Origin of the sequence: Halorubrum sp. Ea1 (genome assembly GCF_002252965.1) — an archaeon.
GTDB lineage: Archaea > Halobacteriota > Halobacteria > Halobacteriales > Haloferacaceae > Halorubrum.
This window is the reverse complement of sequence record NZ_NHPG01000146.1, coordinates 19,428-40,870: the sequence shown is the minus strand read 5'-3', so window position 1 is coordinate 40,870 and position 21,443 is coordinate 19,428. Positions and strand designations below refer to the sequence as shown.

The following is a 21,443-nucleotide window of genomic DNA, read 5'->3' as shown; positions in this document are numbered from 1 at the left end:
GTCGTCGCCGCCCCCCTCGCTGCCCTCCTTGTCGCCGCCCTTCCCCTCGTCTCCCTCCTCGCCGCCCGGGCTCACGCTCCCGGTCCGGTAGCCGGCCATGTCGAGGGTGACGTAGTCGAAGCCGAGGTCGGTCAGGTGCTCGTGGACCGCGTCGGCGAACGCGGGGTCGAGCGCGCGCTCCAACTCGTCCGGCGCGATCTCGACGCGCGCCAGCCCGTCGTGGTCGCGGACGCGGAACCCCTCGAACCCCCACTCGCGGAGCACTCGCTCGGCCTTCTCCACCCGAGTGAGACGCTCCTCCGTCACCTCCAGCCCGGTCGGGATCCGCGAGGAGAGACACGCCATCGACGGCTTGTCGGCGACCGACAGACCGTACGCGTCCGCGATCGCCCGCACCTCCGCCTTCGAAATCCCGGCGTCCAACAGCGGCGAGAACACGTCCAGCTCCTCGACCGCCCGCAGGCCGGGGCGATGCCCCTCGCCGGGGTCGTCGGCGTTGGTCCCGTCGCAGACGGTGCCGATGCCCAGCTCCTTGGCCGCATCGTACATTCGGCCGAGCCGCATGGTGCGGCAGTGGTAACACCGGTCGCCGTCGTTGGCGACGAAGTTCGGGTCGTCGAGCTCGGAGAAGGTGACCGTCTCGTGGCGGATCCCGATCTCGCCCGCGACTCGATTCGCGTCGTCGAGCTCCGCGGCGGGCAGGGTCTCGCTCCGCGCCGTGCAGGCGACCGCGTCGTCGCCGAGGGCGTCGCGCGCGAGCGCGGCGACGACCGCGGAGTCGACGCCGCCCGAGAAGGCGACGAGGACCCCGTCGCGCTCGGCGAGGGCGTCGCGGGCGGCCGCCGCCTTCGCCACCGTCTCCGGGTCGAGCGCGTCCCCGTCGGCGGCGAGGGTGTGATGGCTCATGGCCCCGCGTTCGCGGGCGGCGGGAAAAAGCGCGTCGGCCGCGGCGCGGAGACGGGATCGCGACCCCCCATCCTTTTGCGCGTCGCCGCGATAGCGGCGAGTAGATGGATCTGGAGGCGATCCCCGGCGTCGGGGCGAAAACGGCGGACGCGCTGCGCGACCTCGACGATCCCGCCGGGACCGTCGAGTCGGGAGACGTCGCCGCGATCGCCCGCGCGCCCGGCGTCAACGAGGCCCGCGCGGCCCGGATCGCCCGCGGCGCGATCCGCCGGCGACACGGCGACGACGGCCGCGTGCTGGCGACCGACCGCGCCCGCGAGGTGTACCGGGAGGCGATCGACCTGCTGCGCGAGCGCACCGTCACCGACTACGCCGCCAAGCGGCTGGAGACCTTTTATCCGAGCGCGTCCGCCTCGCGGATCGAGGAGGCGCAGTCGTTCGTCGAGGCGGCGATCGAGCGCGATCCCGTCCCCGCGGTCCGCGAGGCGCTCGCCGGCGTCGAGCCCCTCGCCGACCCGCCGACGGTCCGGGTGCGAGACCGCTGTCTCGCGACCGCCGACGCCGAGACGCTCGCCCGCGCGGAGTCCGCCGCCCCGGAGCTGTCGGTCGAGACCGTCGAGAACGCCCGCGACGTCTCCGAGCTCGCCCGGTCGTACGCGACCGTGATCGTCCTCGACGAGGAGTTCGCGGGGCTCGACGTCGAGGGCGACGTCCACGTTCGCCCGAACGCGCTCGATGAGCCCGCCGAGACCGTGCCCGAGCGCCTGCTCTCCTTCTTCGCCGCGAACCGCGAGCGGCTGGAGGCGGCCGCGGCGGTCCACGAGGCGGCCGCGACCGCGGGCGACCCCGTCTCTGACGGCGATCCCGCCGCGGACCCAGACCGTCTCCGCGACGCCCTCGCCCGGCTCGACGACGACGGAACCGTCGTGGGCGACGAGGAGCTGACCCGACTGACCGCCGCCGTCGACGACCTCGACGCCGCGGTGTCGACCGCGGAGTCGGTCGCCGACGACCGCCTCCGAGAGGCGATCCGCGAGCGAGACGTGACGATCGAGGGGACCGACTTCCTCTCCTTAGTCGAGCAGGGCGCCCGCGTCGACTCCCTGCTTGACCGCGAGCTCGCCGACGAGTACGACGAGGCGATGGCCCGCGCCCGCGAGCACCTCGCCGACGCGCTCCGTCTGGCGCCCGAGGAGGCGGAGCTCGCAGACCGCGTCTTCGGCGGCGACCCCTCGTTTCCGGTCGACCACGACGAGAGCGCCGTCTCGCGGCTCCGCACCGAGCTCGCCGCCGCGCGCGACCGGCGCGCGGCCCGGCTGAAGGCCGAGCTGGCGAGCGACCTCGGCGAGCTCCGCGAGCCCGTCGAGGACCTCGTCCGGGACGCCCTCGAACTCGACGTGGAGCTCGCGATCGCGCGGTTCGCCGCCGACTTCGACTGCGTCCTGCCCGAGGTGGTCGGCCCCGAGTCGTCCGACTCGGGCTTCCGGATCGAGGGCGGTCGCTCCCCCCTCCTCGACGTCGACTTCGCCGACGCCGAGCCGGTCGACTACGCGGTGTCTGGCGCGACGCTCCTCTCCGGGGTCAACTCCGGCGGGAAGACGTCCACGCTGGACCTCGTGGCGCTCGTGGTCGTGCTCGCCCAGATGGGGATGCCCGTCCCCGCCGCGTCGGTGAGGGTCGAGCGCTTCGAGGAGATCCACTACTACGCGAAGTCGCAGGGCACCCTCGACGCGGGCGCGTTCGAGGCGACTCTCCGCGACTTCGGCGACCTCGTCGAGGGCGCCGACGGTCGGCTCGTCCTCGTCGACGAACTGGAGTCGATCACCGAGCCCGGCGCCTCCGCGAAGATCATCGCGGGCATCCTGGAGGCGCTCGACGGGCAGAACGCGACCGCCGTCTTCGTCTCCCACCTCGCCCGCGAGATCCGCGACGCGGCCGACTTCGACGTCGCCGTCGACGGGATCGAGGCCGAGGGGCTCGTCGACGGCGAACTGCGGGTGAACCGCTCCCCGCGGAAAGGACACCTCGCGCGGTCGACCCCGGAGCTCATCGTCGAGAAGCTCGCCGGCGACCGCGACACCGAGTTCTACGGGGACTTACTGGAGAAGTTCTGACCAGGGAGCGGTCGTCCTCAGTCGTCGCCCAGCTCCGCCGTGACCGTGATCTCGACGTCGAGCGGCGCGGGGAGCCGGGACACCTCGACGCAGGTCCGCGCCGGGTACGGCTCCGAGAGGAACGACCGGTACGCCTCGTTCACCGCGTCGTAGTCGTCCATGTCGGTGAGGTAGGCGGTCGCCGACACGATGCGGTCCGGCGTCGTCCCGGCCGCCTCCAGTATCGCGGCGACGTTTTCGAGCGTCTGCGTCGTCTGTTCGGCGACCGATTCGGGCGCCTCGCCCGTGTCGGGGTCCACGCCCGTCTTCCCCGAGACGTGGACCGTGTCGCCGGAGACGATCCCCTGCGAGTACGGGCCGAGGGCCTCCGGCACGTCGTCTGTCGTTATCTCTCGCATCGGTCGGAGCGACGGCGTGCCGAGGTATCAAGATGCGGGTCGCTCACAGGTCGGGTCGCCCGATGACCGGTATCGCCGGCGCCGGCCGACGACCCGCGACCGACTCGGCGGGACCGTTCAGAGCCAGACGAGGCGCCACTCGTCGCCGGCGGTCGCGACGAGCCACTCCAACTCGGTGCCGTTCGCGCTCCGGTCGCCGTCGAGGGTCACCGCAACGACGGCGTTCTCCGCGGCGATCGCCTCGACGGCCTCGTCGTCCACCCAGGCGTTGAAGAAGTCGGAGACGCCCCTGATTCGCTCGGCGCCGACGTCCCTCGAGATGACCTCGGCGTCGGCGAGGTCCTGTCGCCGAGCCCCGTCGAAGAAGCCCGGAACGTCCGCCGCCACGTCGGACAGCGGTGAGACGGGGTGGGAGAGCTCGTCGACGTCGTCCGCGAACGCCTCGGCGCTCTCGGCCGCCTCGGCCCGACGGTAGAACTCCCTGACGACCGCCGCCGGCCCCTCGGGTTCGCCGGGCCACACGAGCCGCCACTCGTCGTCGTCGGTCGCGACCAGCCACCGGAGCTCGAACTCGCCGCCGTCGACCCCGTCGTCCGCGACGATCGCCGAGACGACGGCGTTCTCCGCCGCGATCGATTCGACCTCCGTATCGTCGAGCGACGCGGCGAGGAAGTCGGAGATCGACCGGATCCGGTCGGCCGAGACGTCCTCCGCGACGACCGCCGCGTCCGCGAGCTCCTGGCGGAGAGTGGCGTCGCACGCCATCGGCACGTCCTCGGCGAGACGCGAGAGCGGAGACGCGCCGTGCGCGAGGTCGCGGATGTCGTCCGCGAAGGCCTCGGTGTCTCCGGCCGCGCTCGCCCGCCGGTAGTACTCCTCGACGACCGTCGTGGGACCGTCGGTGTCGACGCCGCCGGCGATGGAGGTGCGTCCGGCCGCGAGCGCGAGGACCGCTACGCCGCCCGCAGAGAGGAACGAACGTCGTTCCATACCGGGACACCACGGATAGTTGAAACAAAACGATTTTCCCAATTTCGCCCGGAATCTCACCGCAGAGACGCCCGCGCGCCCTTCGGCGCTCCGACGCTCAGTCGTCGTCCGCGGCCGCGGGCTTCCGACGGTCGTCGCGCGGCCCGGCGATGTCGACGTCGGGGAGCAGATCCCGGAGGTACCGCCCCGTGTGAGAGTCGTCCTCGCGGGCCACGGCCTCCGGGGTCCCGCTGGCGACGAGTTCGCCGCCGCCCTCGCCGCCCTCGGGCCCGAGGTCGACGATGCGGTCGGCGTTCTTCACCAAGTCGAGCTCGTGCTCGATGACGACCACGGTGTTGCCGCCGTCGACGAGGCGGTGGAGCACGTCGATCAGCTTGCGCTCGTCTTCCTTGTGGAGCCCCGTCGTCGGCTCGTCGAGGAGGTAGAGGGTGTCCCCCGTCGCCTTCTTGCCGAGCTCCTCGGCGAGCTTCACGCGTTGGGCCTCCCCGCCCGAGAGCGTGGTGGAGGGCTGACCGAGCTCCATGTAGCCGAGCCCGACGTCTTTCAGCAGTTTCAGGCGGCGCTGGAGCCCCTGGTGGCTCTCGAAGAAGTCGTACGCCTCCTCGACGCTCATGTCGAGCACGTCGGAGATGGTCGCGCCCTTATACGTGACGTCGAGCGTCTCGTCGTTGTAGCGCGCCCCCCCGCACTGCTCGCAGGGGACGTACACGTCCGAGAGGAAGTTCATCTCGATCTTCACGGTCCCCTGGCCGCCGCACTCCTCGCAGCGCCCGCCCTTCACGTTGAACGAGAAGCGACCCTTCTCGTAGCCGCGGCGCTTGGAGAGCTTCGTCTCCGCGAACAGCTCGCGGACGTAGTCGAACACGTCGGTGTACGTCGCGGGGTTCGAGCGCGGCGTCCGCCCGATGGGCGACTGGTCGATGAGCCGCACCGTCTCGACGTTCTCGATCCCCTCGATCGCGTCGTGCTCGCCGGGGTCGACCGAAGTGTTGTCGTTCATCTCGCGGGCGAGCCCCTTATAAAGGACGTCGTGGACCAGCGTCGACTTCCCGGAGCCGGAGACGCCCGTGACGGTCGTCAGCGTGCCCAGCGGGATCGATACGTCGAGGTCCGTGAGGTTGTGCTGGCGGGCGCCCCGCACGGTCAGTTCGCCGTCCGGCTCGCGGCGCTCCTCGGGCACTGGGATCTCTTCTCGGCCCGCGAGGTAGTCGGCGGTGACCGACTCGTCGGCCGCGACGATGTCGTCGAAGTCGCCCTGCGCGACCACCTCGCCGCCGCGCTTACCGGGGCCGGGCCCCATGTCGATGATCTCGTCCGCGCGGCGCATCGTCTCCTCGTCGTGCTCGACGACGACGAGGGTGTTCCCGAGGTCGCGGAGCCCGGTGAGCGTGTCGAGCAGACGGTCGTTGTCGCGCTGGTGGAGCCCGATCGACGGCTCGTCGAGGACGTACAGCACCCCGACGAGCCCGGAGCCGACCTGCGTCGCGAGCCGGATGCGCTGGCTCTCGCCGCCGGAGAGCGTCGACGCCTCGCGGTCGAGCGTGAGGTACTCCAAGCCGACTTCCTCCATGAAGCCGAGACGCGCGCGGATCTCTTTTAAGATCTCCTCGGCGATCGTCGTGTCGCGCTCGCCGAGCCGGTCTTCCATCCCCTCGAAGTGCGCCCGGGCGTCGGCGATCGACATTTGGTTCACTTCGGTGATCGGCGTGCCGTCGACGAGCACGTGGCGCGACTGCTCTTTCAGACGGGTGCCCTCGCACTCCGGGCACGTCGTCACGGCCATGAACTCCTCGATGTGGTCGCGGGCGCGCTCGGAGTCGGTCTCGACGTGGCGTCGCTCTAAGTTCGGGATGACGCCCTCGAACCGCTCGGTCTTCTCGCGGGTGCCGTTCTTCGTTCTCCACTCGAAGTGGACGAGGCCGTCGGTGCCGTAGAGGAACTGCCGCCGGATCGCCTCGTCGAGCGCCTCGAAGGGCGTCTCAAGCGAGACGCCGAAGTGGTCGGCGACGTTGTCGAGCTGCCGGGAGTAGTAGGTGCGGTCGTAGCTCCACGGCTCGAAGACGTGTTTGAGCGGCTTCGAGGGGTCGTCGATTACGAGGTCCTCGTCGACCTCCTTCGTGGAGCCGATCCCCTCGCACTCGGGACAGGCACCGTACGGGCTGTTAAAGGAGAACGAGCGCGTCTCGATCTCGGAGAACTGGAAGTCGGAGTTGGGGTTGCCGAGCTCCTCGGAGAACTCGACGACCAGTCGGTCGTCGCCGTCGGCGTCCTCGGCGAGCGACCCGGTCGAGCGCGTGTTGGAGGCGAAGGGGACGTCCGCCGGCGGCTCCGGGACGATCAGCTTGAGCGCGCCGCCGGCCTCCTCGAGGGCGGTCTCCACGGAGTCGGTGATCCGCGAGCGAGCGTCTGGCGAGACGGTCACGCGGTCGACGATCACGTCGATCGTGTGGTCGTAGTTCTGGTCGAGCTCGGGGTCGTCGAGCGTCAGGTCGGCGGGCTCGCCGTCGACCTCGACGCGGGCGTACCCGTCAGAGACCAGCTCCTCGAACAGCTCCTCGAAGGCGCCCTTCTGGTCGCGGACGACCGGCGCGGCGATCTTCGCGCGGGTCCCCTCGGGCAGTTCGAGGATCTGGCTCACCATATCCTGCGCGGACTGCTCGCCGACCTCTTCGCCGGTGACGGGGTCGTACTGGGTCCCGATCCGGGCGTACAGCAGTCGGAGGTAGTCGTGCAGCTCGGTGACGGTTCCCACGGTCGAGCGGGGGTTGTTCGCGGCGTTCTTCTGGTCGATGGAGATCGCGGGCGAGAGCCCCTCGACGGCTTCCACCTGCGGCTTGTCCATCTGCCCGAGGAAGTTACGGGCGTACGCCGACAGCGACTCGATGTAGCGGCGCTGTCCCTCGGCGTACACCGTGTCGAACGCGAGCGACGACTTCCCCGACCCGGAGAGCCCGGTGACGACGGTGAACTCCTCGCGCGGGATCCGGACGTCGAGGTCCTTGAGGTTGTGTTCCTCGGCGCCGCGGACCTCGATGTAGTCCTTACTCATTTCGTCCGCTCATAGCGTGCGCGCGCGGGAATACTCGTCGGTCGCGGCGGCGCCTCGCTCGGTCTCGCGGGCCGCGGTACCCGCGCTCGGTCGGCCTCGACGGCCGCGCTCAGCTACCCTTGACGCCCGCGCCCAGCTACCCGACGCCCGCGCTCAGCTACCCCCGACGCCAGCGCCGGTCAGGGCTCGATGACCCGCGAGGGCGGCGAGAGGTTCCGGCGCCCGCCGAACGTGACGAGGAACAGCAGGCCGACGCCGACCCCGTACGCCGCCATCAGCGGGAGCGTCGCGAGGATCATCGTGATCACGTCCGCGGGGGTGAACACCGCCGCGAACAGCATGATCCCGACGGTGACCTCGCGCCAGCGGCTCCGGAAGACGCGGTAGGGGACGCCGGCGTTGTTCAGCAGGATCATGGCGATGGGGATGTCGGCGAGGAAGCCGATCCCGATCGTCGTGTAGACGACGAGCCAGAGGAAGTCGCTCACCTGGTAGGTTATCACCATGTCCGCGAGCCGCGCGTCGGTCACGAGCCAGCCGATGAGCCCCGGCGCGATGTAGGCGTACCCGAGCGCGAAGCCGCCGAGGAGTCCGCCGAGCAGTGCGCCCGCCCAGAGGTACACCTTCCAGATCCGTCCGGCGACGAAGCCGCGCTCGCGGAGGGACGGCCACGCGTAGTAGAGCGCGACCGGGAACACCGCGACGATCCCCAGCAGTATCGAGAACTTCACCATGAAGATCAGCGCCTCGACGGGGTGGAGCGTGATGATGTTGATCCCGCCCTCGACCTCGGCCGGGACGCGCCGTTCGAGGTCGTTGCGCACCGTCTCGAGCCCGCCGAGGTACAGCCACGTGAACGCCGCCGCCATCACCGAACCGAAGACGGCGACGAGCCGGAACGACCGCGAGCGCAGCGAGTCGAAGATGAACTTGAGGTCGGTGTAGTACCCCCCGATGTCGTCTTCGGCCTCCTCCTCCTCGCCGTCGGTGAGCTCGGAGAGGAACGTCGAACTCGCGCGCGAGGTCCGGTCCTGCATCGTCCCCATCAGCCCGCCTTGGTCGCCGCCGCCCGCGCCGCCGGTCCCGCCCGACCCGGTCGCGTCGGCGTCGCCGCTCTCGTCGCCGTCGGCGCTCTCGTCTCCGCCGTCGCCGTCCCCGTTCACCTCGTCGAAGCGGTCGAGGATCGCCTGCGCCTTCGTCGGGTCGTCGTCGTCGATGGCGGCCTGCGCGAGCGCGAGCGACTCCTCTTCGTCCATCTCCGCGAAGGCGGCGGCGGGCGCGGCCCGGACGCCCGCGGCGTCGAGTTCGCCCACGTCGATCGCGGCCGGATCGCCGTACTGGTACCCCGCGCTCGTCGTGTCGAGGTCGGCGTAGACGGCCCACAGCGTCGCGACGGCGACGAACACCAGCGCCCAGACGGCGGCGTAGATCCCCGCGGCGGTCGCGGTGTCGACGCCGAGGCCGGCGCCCGGTTCGAGGAACCGCCAGTCGCTGTTGACCAGCCGGAGGAGGTCGTTGACCGCGGTCCGACCGCCGTACTCGTAGAAGGCGTACACGAGCCCGCCGCCGAGGACGGCCGCGCCGCCGACGACGTTCCAGTGGTTCCGGGCCGCGCCGAGCACGTCGATGCGGTCGGAGCTCCGCTGGGCCGTCACGACGAGCTTCGCGAGGTAGAGGCTGAAGCCGTAGAGGGCGATCAGCGGGAACGCCCACATCAGCTGCGTGAACGGGTCCGGCGGCGAGAACACCGCGCCGAAGACGAAGATGGCGACGACCGCGTAGCGCCACTTGTCGCGGAACGTCTCGTACTGGACGATCCCCGAGTACGAGAGCCCGGTGATCAGGAGCGGCATCTGACCGGCGAGGCCGAACGACAGCGAGAGGAAGACGATGAACTCCGTCCACATGACGATGGAGTACGTCGGCTGGATCCCCGCCTCCAGCCCGAAGCCGGCCAGGAAGGAGAACATGATCGGGAAGAACGCGTACACCCCGTAGCCGACGCCGACGCTGAACAGTCCGACGCCGAGGAGGCCGATCCCCGCGAGCTTCCAGCGCGGGATCGGCGACTGCGGCCACGCGCCGCGGGCGCGGAGCTCGTCGCGGGAGACGTAGATCAGCGGCGGGATCGCGACGATAGCGCCGACGATCAGTCCGATCTTCGCCTGGAGGAGGATCACCTCGAACGGGGTGGTCGCGATGACGTCGGCCTCGGCGGCGACCGCGGGCGACATGTTCGACTTGGTGACGGTGTACAGGAACTCCCAGATGTACGTGCGGAGCGCCCAGAACGTCGCGAGGAAACCCAGCAGGAAGACGACGAACACCTTCTGAAGGTCCTTCTGGATCGACCGCAGGAACGCCTTCGCCGACTCGCGTCCCTGCGCGAGCGACTGCTGGGTATCCTCGTCGAGGGCACTCGCCATACGAAAGGGGATGTCCGTCCCCGTTATCAACCTTTTCGACCCGCCCCGCGCGCCGCGAGCCGCGGGGTCGCGCTCGGCTCCATCCGAAAAGGCCTATAGTCGCCCGGTCGCGTAGGTGAAGTGAATGGACGACTCGGACCGGTCGCGCGACGAGCCATCGGCCCCCGAGGACGGCTCGGTCGACGACGCCACCAGCGACGGCGGCGGCACCGACGCGGGCGGAGACGAGCCGGACTCCGTCGGGACGGACTCCGTCGAGCCCGAGGTGTCCCCGGAAGTCACGCCCGAAGTCGACGGCGCCTCGGACACGGACGAGGCCGGCGACGCGGCCGAGGACGCCGATGCGACCGACGACGCGGCCGAGGACGCCGATGCGACCGACGACGAAGACGGGAGCGGGACCGACGGCGCTGACGACGCCACCGGTGAGACGGGCGAGCGAGACGAGAGCGAGGACCCCGACGATCCGTCCTTCGTCCCCGACGACGACGCCGCGACCGCGGAGAGCCTCGGCGACGGCGGGACGCCGGCGACGGCCGAGGACGCGGCCGCGGCCGGTGCGGTCGAGGACGCGACGATCGTGGACGACGGCGCCGACGACTCCTTCGAGGGGTTAGAGGCGCCGGAGTCGGACGAGGAGATGCCGCTGGCGGCCCACATCGAGGAGATGATGCGGCGGCTCGCCGTCGTCTTCCTCTTCGGCGGGCTCGCGACGCTCGTCGTGGTGACGGAGTCGACGGAGCTCATCAACTACTTCTGGAGCTACCACATCCCCGCGCCGCTGGAGAACCGCCCGCGGCTGTACGGCCCCCTCGAACTCCCGCTCACGCGGCTGAAGGTCGCCGGGCTCGCGGGCGTCGTCGTCGGGCTCCCGGCGTTCGTCTACCAGACCTACCGGTTCATGAAGCCCGGCCTCTACGAGAACGAGCGGCGCTACTACCTCGCGGCGGTCCCGACGAGCCTCATTCTCGGCGGGATCGGCATCGCGTTCGCGCACTTCCTCGTGTTGCCCGCCATCTTCTCGTATTTCACCACCTACACCTCCGACGCCGCGACGATCGCGTTCGGGCTCGCGGAGACGTTCAACCTCATCGTCATCATGCTCGCGTTCATGGCGATCGTCTTCCAGATCCCGCTGTTCATCATGCTCGCGATCATGATGAACCTCGTCACCCGGCAGTGGCTGGAGGCCAAGCGGCTGCTGTTCTGGGGGGCGTTCCTCGGGATCGCGTTCCTGTTCAGCCCCGACCCGACCGGGATGGCGCCGATCATCGTGACGCTCACGATGATCGCCCTGTACGAGGGGACGCTCGCGATACTGCGCTGGACCGGGAACTAGATCGCGGTTCGAATTTCTGGCCTCGTTAGTACCCCCATACGGTGGATCGGTTTCGGTACTGAATCCCTAGTGTCGGTCGAACGCGAACACGGTGCGCGCGTGTCAGACGGAATCACTCGCAAGTTCGATCAGGCAAATAAGTCCGAAGATAAGTCCCGGACGTCGCCTATCTCTGGACGCGGTCGCTCCTCGTCGGTATCGCCTTGGAGGCGCCAAACGACACGGTCGACGTGCTCTCCGATGGCTGATTCGCGATCGACGAAGGGGGAGAGGCTGGGATACGTCGGTGAGCTCCCGTCGCTTACGGAGCCGTGACCGGTGGGGCCCGATGCCCCTTGAGATCCGGTTCAGTCGGTTTGCCGCCGCCCCGTGCGGCTCGATCTCACAGGCTCTGTGGCGGGTTCTGTGCCGGCTTGTCCATGTAGATCATCCCGATGACGTTGTGCTGTTTGGTGTTACCGCGCCGCTGTTCGGCGCTGATCTTGGCACCGCCGGGCGCCGGGTCGTACCAGTTCTGGTCCTCGACGTCGACGCGGATGACGACGTCGTTAGCGCCGGGGTGATTCGGGTCGTAGATATTGATATACGTCTTGCCGCCCGACTCCGTGTAGTCGTACGCGAGCACCTGGTGGTTGTCCCAGAGTTGGCCGTCACCCGCGCGGACGTACACGAGTCCGACCACGACGGGCCGGCCGGTGTCGAGCGCGTCCTTCACCCGGCGGAACTCCGAGACGGACTTGGCGCGTGTGAACGTCGACGGGAGGTAGAACTTGAGGAACTTCGCGAGGTCGTTCCATCCGCTGGCGTGGTCGAACGTATCGAGCTGGCGCTCCCAGAGGTAGTTGAACAGCCGACCGGACTGGGGCGTCCTTACTCCCTCCGGAATCGCCCGGTCGTGCATGAAGAAGTCCTTGGCGGCCAGCGCCATTCCGCCGCACAGCCCGTACTCTCGGTCGATGTTCTCGATCTGGTTGTCGATGTTCGCCGGCAGATCCGGGATGTTCGGCATCTCGTTGAACGAGTTGCCGAATTCGAAGCCGTGACAGCTCGGCCGGAACTCGTCGATCGGGCGGCGATTGCCGAGCACGAGCTGCGGCGCGACTAAGTAGCCGATCGTCTCGTCGTTGTGGGCGCCGTCGCGGTTCTCCTCCTCTTGAACCCGGACATCGGCGCCGCGCCTGTTCACATTGCGATTTCGCGTGACGATTTCGTGCCATCCGTTGTACGTCTGGCAGTGACTGACGAGGACCGGGTTGCACTCGAACGTCTCGGCGTACGAGTAGTCGTTGTTGTCCTCGTCGTCGTCGAACTCGTGGTCCGCGACCGTGGTGCCGGCCTCGATCGGGAGCTCGCCCTCGAGCTCGTGGACGCCTTCCTCGAGTACGACGTACCCGATCTCCTCTCGATCGTGGCTGCCGTCGAGGTAGTTCCACTCCTCGATCTTGACGTCGAACGAGCCCGAGTCGACGTTCCGTATGCGGGTGTGCGACGGGTTCTCCCCGTTGTACGTCATGAGTTGCGCGAACGCGACCGGGTTCGCGTAACTGCCATCGAGAGACACGGTGTGCCACGTCTCACGATCGGGTTGGTCTGTCGCGAGTACGCCGGCCTCGCCGATGAGCGTGTCGGCGTCGTCGTGGATCCGCCCACTGGCTGTCGCGAAGATCGCGACGTCCTCGATCGTGTGAGCCATGTCGTCGTCAGCGGACTGCTCCTCCTCGAGGAACAGTTCGAACCCGCTGGAACCGACGTTGCGCATCCGAACCCCCACAGGATTACCGCCGTTGAACGTCTCGACCGATGCGAGCGCTACCGGGTCGGTCGACGGCACGCCGGCTAGGCTGCTGTCGACCCATTCCTCGGTCGCCTCCACGAGCCCCGTCGTGACAGGGGGCGTGCTCCGCGGTGCGGCGACGTATCCTATCGTCTCGGTTTTGTGTTCATCGTCACGACCCTGTTCTTCTTGCACGCGGATCTCCGCGCCGCTCGCCGACACGTTCCGGTGTCGCGTGACGATCTCGTTCGTCCCGTTATACGTCTGCGATCGCGACACCAAGACCGGGCTGTGTCCGACCGGGCCGCTGAAGCCGACGTTCGTCCAGCCGTCGTCGCCCCGTGTCGTCCCGACCTCGACGGTCTCACCGCCGGCGAGGTCGTGGACGCCTTCCTCGAGCACGACGTACCCGATCTCCTCTTCGTCGTGTCGGCCGTCGAGGTAATCCCACTCCTCGATCTGGAACTCGAACCGGTCCGCGGAGACGTTTCGGATGCGGCCGTGACACGGGTTCGAACCGTTGTGGCTCATCACCTGCACGAACGCGACCGGGTTCGCGTAGCTCCCCTCGAGATCGACCGCATGCCACTCTCCGCGCCCCGGCTGGTCGGTTCTGAGCACGCCCGCTTCGCCGATCCGGGAGCCGGCGTCGTCGTACAGCGGTCCGGTCCCGGTCCTGAGGTAGCCGATCGCCTCCTCGTTGTGGTTCATCTCGTCGTCCTTCGAGGCCTCCTCCTCGATGAACAGCTCCATCCCGCCGCGGTGGACGTTTCGCAGCCGAACGTCGGCGGTGTCGGTCCCGTTGTACGTGTCGATCGACGCGAGCACGACGGGGTCGGACGGTCTGGACCCGGAGAAACGGACACCCGCTCTCTCGTGCGTAGTGGCGACGTGCTCGGCGGGCATCGCCGAGCGGAGCTGCGGCATCGCGAGGTAGCCGACCGTCTCGCTCACGTGGGCGCCGCCGCGTGCCTCCTCCTCCTGCAGCCGGACCGCCGCACCGGACCCGGAGACGCGGCGGTTCCGCGTGACGACCTCGTGGCTTCCGTTGCGGGTCTGACACCGCGTAATGAGTACCGGGTCTGTTCCGAGGTCCTCGCCGAAGAGGGCGTCCGACCAGGCATCCGTCTCGGACCTCGTCCCGACCACGAGCGGGACGCCGCCGTCGAGCTGGTGGGTCCCCCACTCCAGCACGACGTACCCGATCCGCTCGGTGGTGTGCTGGCCGTCGAGGTAATTCCACTCCTCAATCTGGAACTCGAACTCGGAACCGTAGCCGCCGCTGACCGATCGGAGCCGGACGTGACACGGGTCCGAGCCGTTGTAGCTCATCACCTGCGCGAACGCGACCGGGCTCGTGAATTCCCGTTCTAGGCTAACGGTGTGCCACTCGCCCTCGTCGGTCTGGTCGGTCGTGACGACTCCGGCCTCGCCGATGGTCGTCCCCGATTGGTCAGTAATCGGGCCGGCCTCGGTCGCGAAGAAGCCGATCTCTTCGACGTTGTGTCTGATCTCGTCGTCCGCCGACCGCTCCTCCTCGACGAACAGCTCCATCGTCTCGGACTCGGCGTTCCGCATGCGGACGTCGGCGGTGTTGTGGCCGGCGTACGTGTCGATCGACGCGAGCACGACCCGGTCGGATGCTGCCGACGGTAGCTCGAGTTCGCCCCATTCGTGCGAAGCTGGCACTCGCCCTGATAGCTGTTCTACCATGTTAACAAACGACACTGTCGCACATTATATAATTATTTGACACTTCATCAGATAATTCATGTGATAAGAACCTCAATTGTGCACCTATCCGTCTTAAGCTAATCGGAGCGTTCAGAGAACGCCCGCTGTTAGAAACGTGCTAACCGGTGGATACCCGGCTTTCACCCGATTCGGTGATAGAGGAGCGTTTGGTAAATCGCTTAACGAATTTTCGGCTGCACAGACCGGCTCTGGCAACCGGGTTCGACCAGCGCAATGGCGAGAAACCAGTGGCTGATCTCTTGGTTTGACCGCCAGCAATCTCATTCGTTGCGCCTCGTCCTCGCCGCTGTCTCCTTGAGTCTCACCCGACTGCACCGCCCCGTACCTCACGCCCCCCTACCCCGCGGCTCACTACGTTCGCCGCCTCCCTCGTGCGTGCTGCTCGCGGCCGTGGGGCGCTCGCAGGCACGCGCCACCGCACATCACTTATCAATAGTCCTGTGCCACGCTCGGCTTCCGCTCCTCCTCACTCCCCGCCGAGCAGTTCGACGAGCAGCGCGTTCTGCGCGTGCATCCGGTTCTCGGCCTGGTCCCAGACGAGGGCGCGGTCTGACTCCAGCACGTCGTCGGTGACCTCCTCGCCGCGGTGCGCGGGCAGGCAGTGCATCACCTTCGCGTCGGTGCCCGCCAGCAGGTCCGCGTTCAGCTGGAACCCGTCGAAGGCGGCGAGCTTCTCCTCGCGCAGGTCCTCCTGCCCCATCGAGATCCACACGTCGGTGTAGACGACGTCGGCGCCGTCGATCGCGGCCTCGGGGTCCGTGGTCGGCTCCACGTCCGCCCCGAACTCGGCGGCGCGGTCGAAGACGTCGGGGTCCATCCCGTAGTCGGCTGGGGTGGCGACGGAGACGTCGACGCCGGCCATCGCGGCGCCGACGACGAACGACTGCCCGACGTTGTTGCCGTCGCCGACCCACGCGACGGTGGCGTCCTCTCCGACCGTCTCGCGGATGGTGAGCAGGTCGGCGAGCGTCTGGCAGGGGTGCGCCTCGTCGGTGAGCCCGTTGATCACGGGGCAGTCGGCGTACTCGGCGAGCGTCTCGACGTCCTCGTGGTCGAACAGCCGGGCCATCACGCCGTCGACGTACCGGCCGAGCACGCGCGCGGTGTCCTTCAGCGGCTCACCGTGGCCGAGCTGGATGTCGTCCGGCCCGAGGAACATCGCGTGGCCGCCGAGCCGGGTCATCCCCGTCTCGAAGGAGACCCGCGTGCGCGTCGAGGGCTTCTCGAAGATCATCCCGAGCGTCGCGTCGCCCAGTCGGGGGTCGGTCTCGCCCGCCTTCATCGCGGCGGCGCGGTCGAGCAGGGCGTCCAGTTCGGCGGGCGTCACGTCGTCGATGTCGAGGAAGTCGTCGGTGGCGAGTGGCATCGTGTGGTGTGTGGTGCGTGTGGTCCGTGGTGTCGTTCGAAAACGGTCGCGTGTCGGTGCTCGCGAGGCGTCGGGTTACAGTCGCTTCCGACAGACGTCGGTCAGGACGGTCACGGCGCGGTCCAGCTCGGAGAGCGGGAGCCGCTCGTCCGGCGCGTGGTCCAGGTCCGAGTTCCCGGGGCCGTAGGTGACCATCGGGCAGTCCCACGCCGCCGCGAAGAGGTTCATGTCGCTCGTCCCGGTCTTCCGGAGCAGGCGCACGTCGCCGCCGGCGCCCCGGATCGCGACGCGGAACGCCCGCGCCAGGCCGGTCCGCGGGCTCTCCATCACGGGCGGCATCGGGTCGCCCCAGTGGACCGACCCGGTCGACAGCTCCGCCTCCGCGAGCTCGTGGATCTCGTCGACCGGTCGGGAGGGCGGCACCCGCAGTTGGACGTCCATCGTCGTCTCCACCGCGAGCCCGTCGTCGCTCAGCCCGCCGTCGATCGAGATGGGCTTGGTCGTCACCTGATCGAACACCGCGGTCTCCGGGTCCTCGGGGGTGAACGCCTCCTCGACGCCGTGCCACCAGTCGATCGCGTGCTGGATCGCGTTCGGCTCCGGCCGCGAGGAGTGGCCCGACTCGCTCGTGTTCACGTACGTCCCCTCAAGCAGGCCGCGGTAGCCGAGTGTGATCCCGGCCCAGCCGGAGGGCTCGCCGTTGATCACCGCCTCCGGCGCGTCGCGGTCGTCGATGAGGTGTCTCGCGCCGCCGGAGTCGACCTCCTCGCGGACGACGCCCGCGAACGAGACGCCCGTCTTCACCGCCGCGACCGCCATCGAGACCAGCGGTCCCGTCGCGTCGACCGCCCCGCGACCCCACAGCACGGGCTCGCCGGGCTTGCCGACGCGGACGTCGGACGGTTCGGGCAGTTCGCCTTCGGGGGGCGCCGCCCGCACCTCGACCGGGATGTCGCCCGGGACCGTGTCGACGTGCGAGGTCAGGAGGACGGCGTCGTCGGCGGGCGCCCGGACGTTCCCGCCGTCGTCGACCCACGCGTCCCGACCGTTCGCCTCGAAGAAGTCGACGAGCCGCTCCGCGGCCCGCTCCTCTTCGCCCGAGGGCGAGGGGATCGACACCATGTCGTACAGCAGCTTCCGGGCCGGCGTGTCGCAGGCGGCGGGGTAGCCCCCGCCGGCGACGACGTCGGTCCCGGCCGCGGACGACTCGGCCGCCGCGTCCTCGGCGTCCGACTCCGCGCCGCTCTCGCGTCCCTTCCCGGTCGCCATCACCCGATCACCTCCGCGAGGGCGTCGACGACCGCGTCGGCGTGCTCGCGCTCGATCGTCAGCGGCGGGAGCAGGCGCAACACGGTCCGGCCCGCCGGCAGCGCGAGGATCTGGTGGTCGATCGCGAGGTCGCGAAGCAGGCGGTTCGAGCCGCGCTTCACCTCGATGCCGATCATCAGGCCGTCGCCGCGCACGTCGCGGACCTCGTCGCCGAGGCGCTCCTCGACCTGCCCGCGGAGGTACGCGCCGACCTCGGCGGCGTGGTCCGGGAGCCCCTCGCGCTCGATGACGTCGAGCGTGGCGCCTGCCGCCGCCGACACCACGGGCCCGCCCGAGAACGTCGAGCCGTGGTTCCCGGCGTTCTCGGCGATCCAGTCGCGGCACAGCGTCGCGCCGATCGGGAGCCCGCTGCCGAGCCCCTTCGCGGTCGTGAGGACGTCCGGGACGACGTCGTGCTTATCGGCCGCCCATAGCGACCCCGTGCGGCCGAGCCCGGTCTGGATCTCGTCGAGGATCATCGCCGCGCCCGACGTCGCCGTCGCGACGCGGACCGCCTGCAGGTACTCGGTGTCGGCGGGGTTGATCCCGCCTTCGCCCTGGAGGGGTTCCAGGATCACCGCGGCGGTCTCGTCGTCGACGGCCTCGCGCATCGCCTCGGCGTCGCCGTACTCGACGAACTCGACGCCGCCCGCGAGCGGCTCGAACCCGTTCTTATACTTCTGTTTCCAGGTGGTCGCGAGCGCGCCCATCGTCCGACCGTGGAACCCCTGGGTCGTCGCGACGATCTTCTCGCGGCCCGTCGCGTGCCGGGCGAACTTCAGCGCGGCCTCGTTGGCCTCCGTGCCGGAGTTACAGAGCCAGACGTTGTCGACGTCGACCGGCCCAGTCTCGGCGAGCCGCTCGTACAGCGCCGTCCGCGCCGCGTGCGGGTACGACGCCTGCACGTACATGAGCTCTTCCAGCTGGCTCGTCGCGGCGTCGACGACCTCGGGGTGGCAGTGACCGACCGGCGTGCAGGCGTAGCTCGCCCCGAAGTCGAGGTACTCGGTGCCGTTGGTGTCCGTGACGTACACCTCGTCGCCCGAGGCGATCTCGATCGGCTTCTCCGAGAAGACGAAGCCGCTCACGCGGTCTCACCTCCGCTCTCGGCCTGATCTGCGACCGCCGACCGCTCGATCGCCGTCCCCTCGCCGCCGAGCGCGGCGACGATCGGGTCGTTGACGTTGGCGTCGGCGACGACGACGCGCCCGGCGCCGCCGGAGAGCGCCTCCGTCGCGGCCATCACCTTCTTGCCCATGAACCCCTCGGCGGCGTCCTCGACCGCCGCCAGCTCGTCGGGCGTCGACGCCGACTCGATCAGCGTGTCGGGATCGTCGGGGTCCGCGTACACGCCCGCCACGTCCGTCAGCAGGACGAGGTCGGCGCCGAGCGCGCCGGCGACCGCGGCGGCCGCCCGGTCGGCGTCGGCGTTGACCGGCGTGACGCCGCCGTCGCTCTCTCTCCCCTCCATCGGGGGCGAGACGACGGGAGTGTAGCCGTCGCCGAGCAGTCCCGAGAGGAGACCGGCGTTCACCGACTCGATCCGCCCGGAGTGCTCGCCGCGGCGGATCTTCTTCTTGCCGTCCTCGACCACGCGGACCGCCGACTTGCGAGGCCCAGAGAGGAGCCCGCCGTCGACGCCCGAGAGGCCGACCGCGTCGACGCCGGCCTCGCGGAACCGGGCGGTCAGCTCCGTGTTGAGCTTCCCGGCCATCGCCATCGTGAACGCCTCCATCGCGTCCGCGTCGGTGAACCGGCCCGTGACGCCGGAGGCGGACTCGACGTACTCCGGCTCCATGCCGAGCCGCTCGATCGTCTCGTCGACGACCGTGGAGCCGCCGTGGACGACGACGATCCGCCGCCCGTCGGCGGCGAGGCGGGCGACGTCGCCGACCGCGCCGGCCGGGTCGACCGCCTTCGCGCCGCCGATCTTGACGACGACGGGGGGCTCGTCGGCGGGGTCGCCCCCGCCGTCGGCGACCGCGACCGTCGCGTCGCGCCCGCCCCTCATGGCGATCCCACCGGGTGGAGTCCCCCGAACTCGAGACCGGCGGTCTCCGGCAGTCCGAGCGCGACGTTCGCCGCGTGGACCGCCTGGCCCGCCGACCCCTTGGTCATGTTGTCGATCGCCGAGAAGACGACGACGCGCCGGTTGCCGGGGTCGAGCTCGAAGCCGACCTCGCCGTGGTTCGTGCCCGCGACCGACTTCGGCTCTGGGTAACGGTAGACGCCGCCCCCGCCGGAGACGATCCGCATGAACGGCTCGTCGGCGTACGCGCCGCGGTACGCCGTCCACAGGTCCCCCTTCGAGACCGGCTCGTCGGGGAAGACGTGGCAGGTCGCGCTCGCGCCGCGCACCATGTCGACCGCGTGGACGGTGAAGGAGACGTCGAGTCCGAGGTACGCCTCGATCTCCGCCTCGTGGCGGTGTCCGGTCGGGGCGTACGGGCGGACCACGCCGGAGCGCTCCGGGTGCGAGGAGGCCGCGCCGCCGCCGGCGCCGCCCTCCGAGGAGCCGACCTTCACGTCGACGACGACCTCGCCCGCGTCCGGGCCGAGCGCGCCGGCGTCCACGAGCGGCTTCAGCCCGAGGATCGTCGCCGTCGCGTTGCAGCCCCCGCCGGCGATCAGGTCGGCGCCGGGGAGGTTCTCGCGGTTGATCTCGGGGAGCGCGTACTCCGCGCGCTCCAGGTACTCCGGCGACTCGTGGCCGTCGTACCACTCGTCGTAGGCGTCGGCCTCGGGCAGCCGGAAGTCGGCCGAGAGGTCGACGACGGTGTCGGCGACCTCGAAGTACTCGTCGATCCGCCCCATCGAGACGCCGTGCGGCGTCGCCGAGAAGAGGACGTCGACCGACTCGAGGTCGCCCGGGTCCGAGAAGCGCAGGTCGAGTCCGCGCAGGTTCGGATGCGACCGGCCGACGGTCATGTTGTCCGCCGACCGCGACGTGGCCTGCACCACGTCGAACGCGGGGTGGCCGGCGAGGAGCCGCAGCAGCTCGCCGCCGGTGAACCCGGTGCCGCCGACGACGCTCGCGGTGTACGTCTCGTCGGGCGTCGCGTCGTCCGCGGCGGTCGCTCCGGACTCCGCCGTCATGCGGTCGCCTCCGTGGCGTCGTCGTCCGCGGCGTCGCCGTCGGCGGCCGCGGCGGCCTTCGCCTCCAGCCAGTCGACGACTTCCGCGGGGACGTCGACGTCGGTGGCCGCGTCGAGCGCCTTGAACTCGACGGTGTGGTTCACCTCGTGGACGGTGTACTCGCCGGAGTCGGTCCCGCCGACCTCCATCAGGTCGACACCGAGCATCCCGCCGCCGACCGCCTCGCTCGCGCGCTCGACCAGTTCCAGCGCGCGGTCGTCGAGGTCGAACGACGCCGTCTCGCCGCCCTTCGCGGCGTTCGTGAGCCAGTGGTCAGACGACCGAGTCATCGCGGCTATCGGCTCGCTGTCGACCGCCAGCACGCGGATGTCGCGGCCGGGCTTGTCGACGAACTCCTGCACGTAGAACACCTTGTGCTCGTAGTGGCCGAGCGTCTCCTTGTGCTCTAAGATCGCCTCGGCCGCGTCCCGGGTGTCGATCTTCGCCATCAGCCGGCCCCACGAGCCGACGACGGGCTTGAGCACGCAGGGGTAGCCGAACGACTCGATCGCCTCCAGCGCGGCCTCCTTCGTGAACGCGACCTCGGTCGCCGGGGTCGGGACGTCCGCCTCGGCGAGCGCGAGCGAGTTCTTCGCCTTGTCGGCGCAGACGTCGCCCGTCTCCGGGCCGTTCACGACCGGGACGCCGTAGCTGTCGAGGAACCGCGCCGCGTACAGCGAGCGGCTCGTCGACAGGCAGCGGTCGACGACCAGATCGAGGCCGTCGACGTTCGCGGTCGTCGACTCCAGGCCGAACCGCTCCTTGCGTACGTCGATCTTCTCGACGTCGTGGTCCCGGTCGCGGAGCTCGTTGAGCAGGAGCTTCTCGTCCTTCCGGATCCGGGAGTAGAGGATCCCTACGCGCATGTCGACCACTCGGGAGT

The 21,443-nt window shown here is 69.7% G+C and carries 14 protein-coding genes; 2 read left to right on the top strand and 12 right to left on the bottom strand.

The annotated features are described in order from the left end of the window. Positions 1-906, bottom strand: a 906-nt coding sequence (larE, locus tag DJ73_RS18545) for an ATP-dependent sacrificial sulfur transferase LarE (RefSeq protein ID WP_094558713.1), incomplete at its 3' end; no start/stop codon positions are given. A gap of 104 nt (positions 907-1,010) precedes the next feature. On the opposite strand from larE, the gene DJ73_RS18540 reads away from it, so the two are divergent. Continuing rightward, complete coding sequence (locus tag DJ73_RS18540) at positions 1,011-3,020, top strand: helix-hairpin-helix domain-containing protein (RefSeq protein WP_094558712.1); 2,010 nt, start codon at positions 1,011-1,013, stop codon at positions 3,018-3,020. Between the two features lie 17 nt (positions 3,021-3,037). On the opposite strand, the gene DJ73_RS18535 is transcribed toward DJ73_RS18540, so the two are convergent. The 4 genes from DJ73_RS18535 to DJ73_RS18520 all read right to left on the bottom strand — a co-directional run bounded on the left by DJ73_RS18535 (position 3,038) and on the right by DJ73_RS18520 (position 9,883). Next, complete coding sequence (locus tag DJ73_RS18535; RefSeq protein WP_094522808.1) at positions 3,038-3,418, bottom strand: RidA family protein; 381 nt, start codon at positions 3,416-3,418, stop codon at positions 3,038-3,040. A 117-nt stretch (positions 3,419-3,535) separates the two neighbouring features. After that, positions 3,536-4,408 (bottom strand): hypothetical protein, encoded by an 873-nt coding sequence (locus DJ73_RS18530; RefSeq protein ID WP_094558711.1) that lies wholly within the window; start codon positions 4,406-4,408, stop codon positions 3,536-3,538. A gap of 97 nt (positions 4,409-4,505) precedes the next feature. Next, the gene (gene uvrA, locus DJ73_RS18525) at positions 4,506-7,457 is read right to left on the bottom strand and encodes an excinuclease ABC subunit UvrA (RefSeq protein ID WP_094558710.1); all 2,952 of its coding nucleotides are present in this window, start codon (positions 7,455-7,457) and stop codon (positions 4,506-4,508) included. A 179-nt stretch (positions 7,458-7,636) separates the two neighbouring features. Further along, positions 7,637-9,883: a twin-arginine translocase subunit TatC gene (locus tag DJ73_RS18520; protein ID WP_094558709.1), complete on the bottom strand. Its 2,247-nt coding sequence runs from the start codon at positions 9,881-9,883 to the stop codon at positions 7,637-7,639. Positions 9,884-10,007: 124 nt separating this feature from the next. On the opposite strand from DJ73_RS18520, the gene DJ73_RS18515 reads away from it, so the two are divergent. Next, entirely contained in the window at positions 10,008-11,222 is a 1,215-nt protein-coding gene (locus DJ73_RS18515; RefSeq protein ID WP_094558708.1) for a twin-arginine translocase subunit TatC, read from the top strand. Between the two features lie 382 nt (positions 11,223-11,604). Here the strand turns inward: DJ73_RS18515 and DJ73_RS18510 are convergent, their stop codons facing one another. The 7 genes from DJ73_RS18510 to lysX form a co-directional block, all read right to left on the bottom strand. Beyond that, the gene (locus tag DJ73_RS18510; RefSeq protein WP_254921712.1) at positions 11,605-14,685 is read right to left on the bottom strand and encodes a hypothetical protein; all 3,081 of its coding nucleotides are present in this window, start codon (positions 14,683-14,685) and stop codon (positions 11,605-11,607) included. 532 nt (positions 14,686-15,217) lie between these two features. Next, positions 15,218-16,117: an ornithine carbamoyltransferase gene (gene argF / locus DJ73_RS18505; RefSeq protein WP_094522820.1), complete on the bottom strand. Its 900-nt coding sequence runs from the start codon at positions 16,115-16,117 to the stop codon at positions 15,218-15,220. Positions 16,118-16,192: 75 nt separating this feature from the next. Next, on the bottom strand, positions 16,193-17,386 hold the full coding sequence (locus DJ73_RS18500; protein ID WP_094558706.1) for a [LysW]-lysine hydrolase: 1,194 nt from the start codon (positions 17,384-17,386) through the stop codon (positions 16,193-16,195). Next, the gene (locus DJ73_RS18495; protein WP_094558705.1) at positions 17,386-18,513 is read right to left on the bottom strand and encodes an aspartate aminotransferase family protein; all 1,128 of its coding nucleotides are present in this window, start codon (positions 18,511-18,513) and stop codon (positions 17,386-17,388) included. Before DJ73_RS18495 ends, DJ73_RS18500 begins: the two co-directional genes overlap by 1 nt. After that, positions 18,510-19,436: an acetylglutamate/acetylaminoadipate kinase gene (locus tag DJ73_RS18490; RefSeq protein WP_094558704.1), complete on the bottom strand. Its 927-nt coding sequence runs from the start codon at positions 19,434-19,436 to the stop codon at positions 18,510-18,512. The genes DJ73_RS18495 and DJ73_RS18490 overlap by 4 nt, the downstream gene beginning before the upstream one ends. Continuing rightward, positions 19,433-20,521 (bottom strand): N-acetyl-gamma-glutamyl-phosphate reductase, encoded by a 1,089-nt coding sequence (gene argC / locus DJ73_RS18485; protein WP_094558703.1) that lies wholly within the window; start codon positions 20,519-20,521, stop codon positions 19,433-19,435. The genes DJ73_RS18490 and argC overlap by 4 nt, the downstream gene beginning before the upstream one ends. Then, positions 20,518-21,426, bottom strand: coding sequence for a lysine biosynthesis protein LysX (gene lysX, locus DJ73_RS18480; protein ID WP_094522874.1), 909 nt, complete (start codon positions 21,424-21,426; stop codon positions 20,518-20,520). The genes argC and lysX overlap by 4 nt, the downstream gene beginning before the upstream one ends. Between the last annotated feature and the right edge of the window lie 17 nt (positions 21,427-21,443).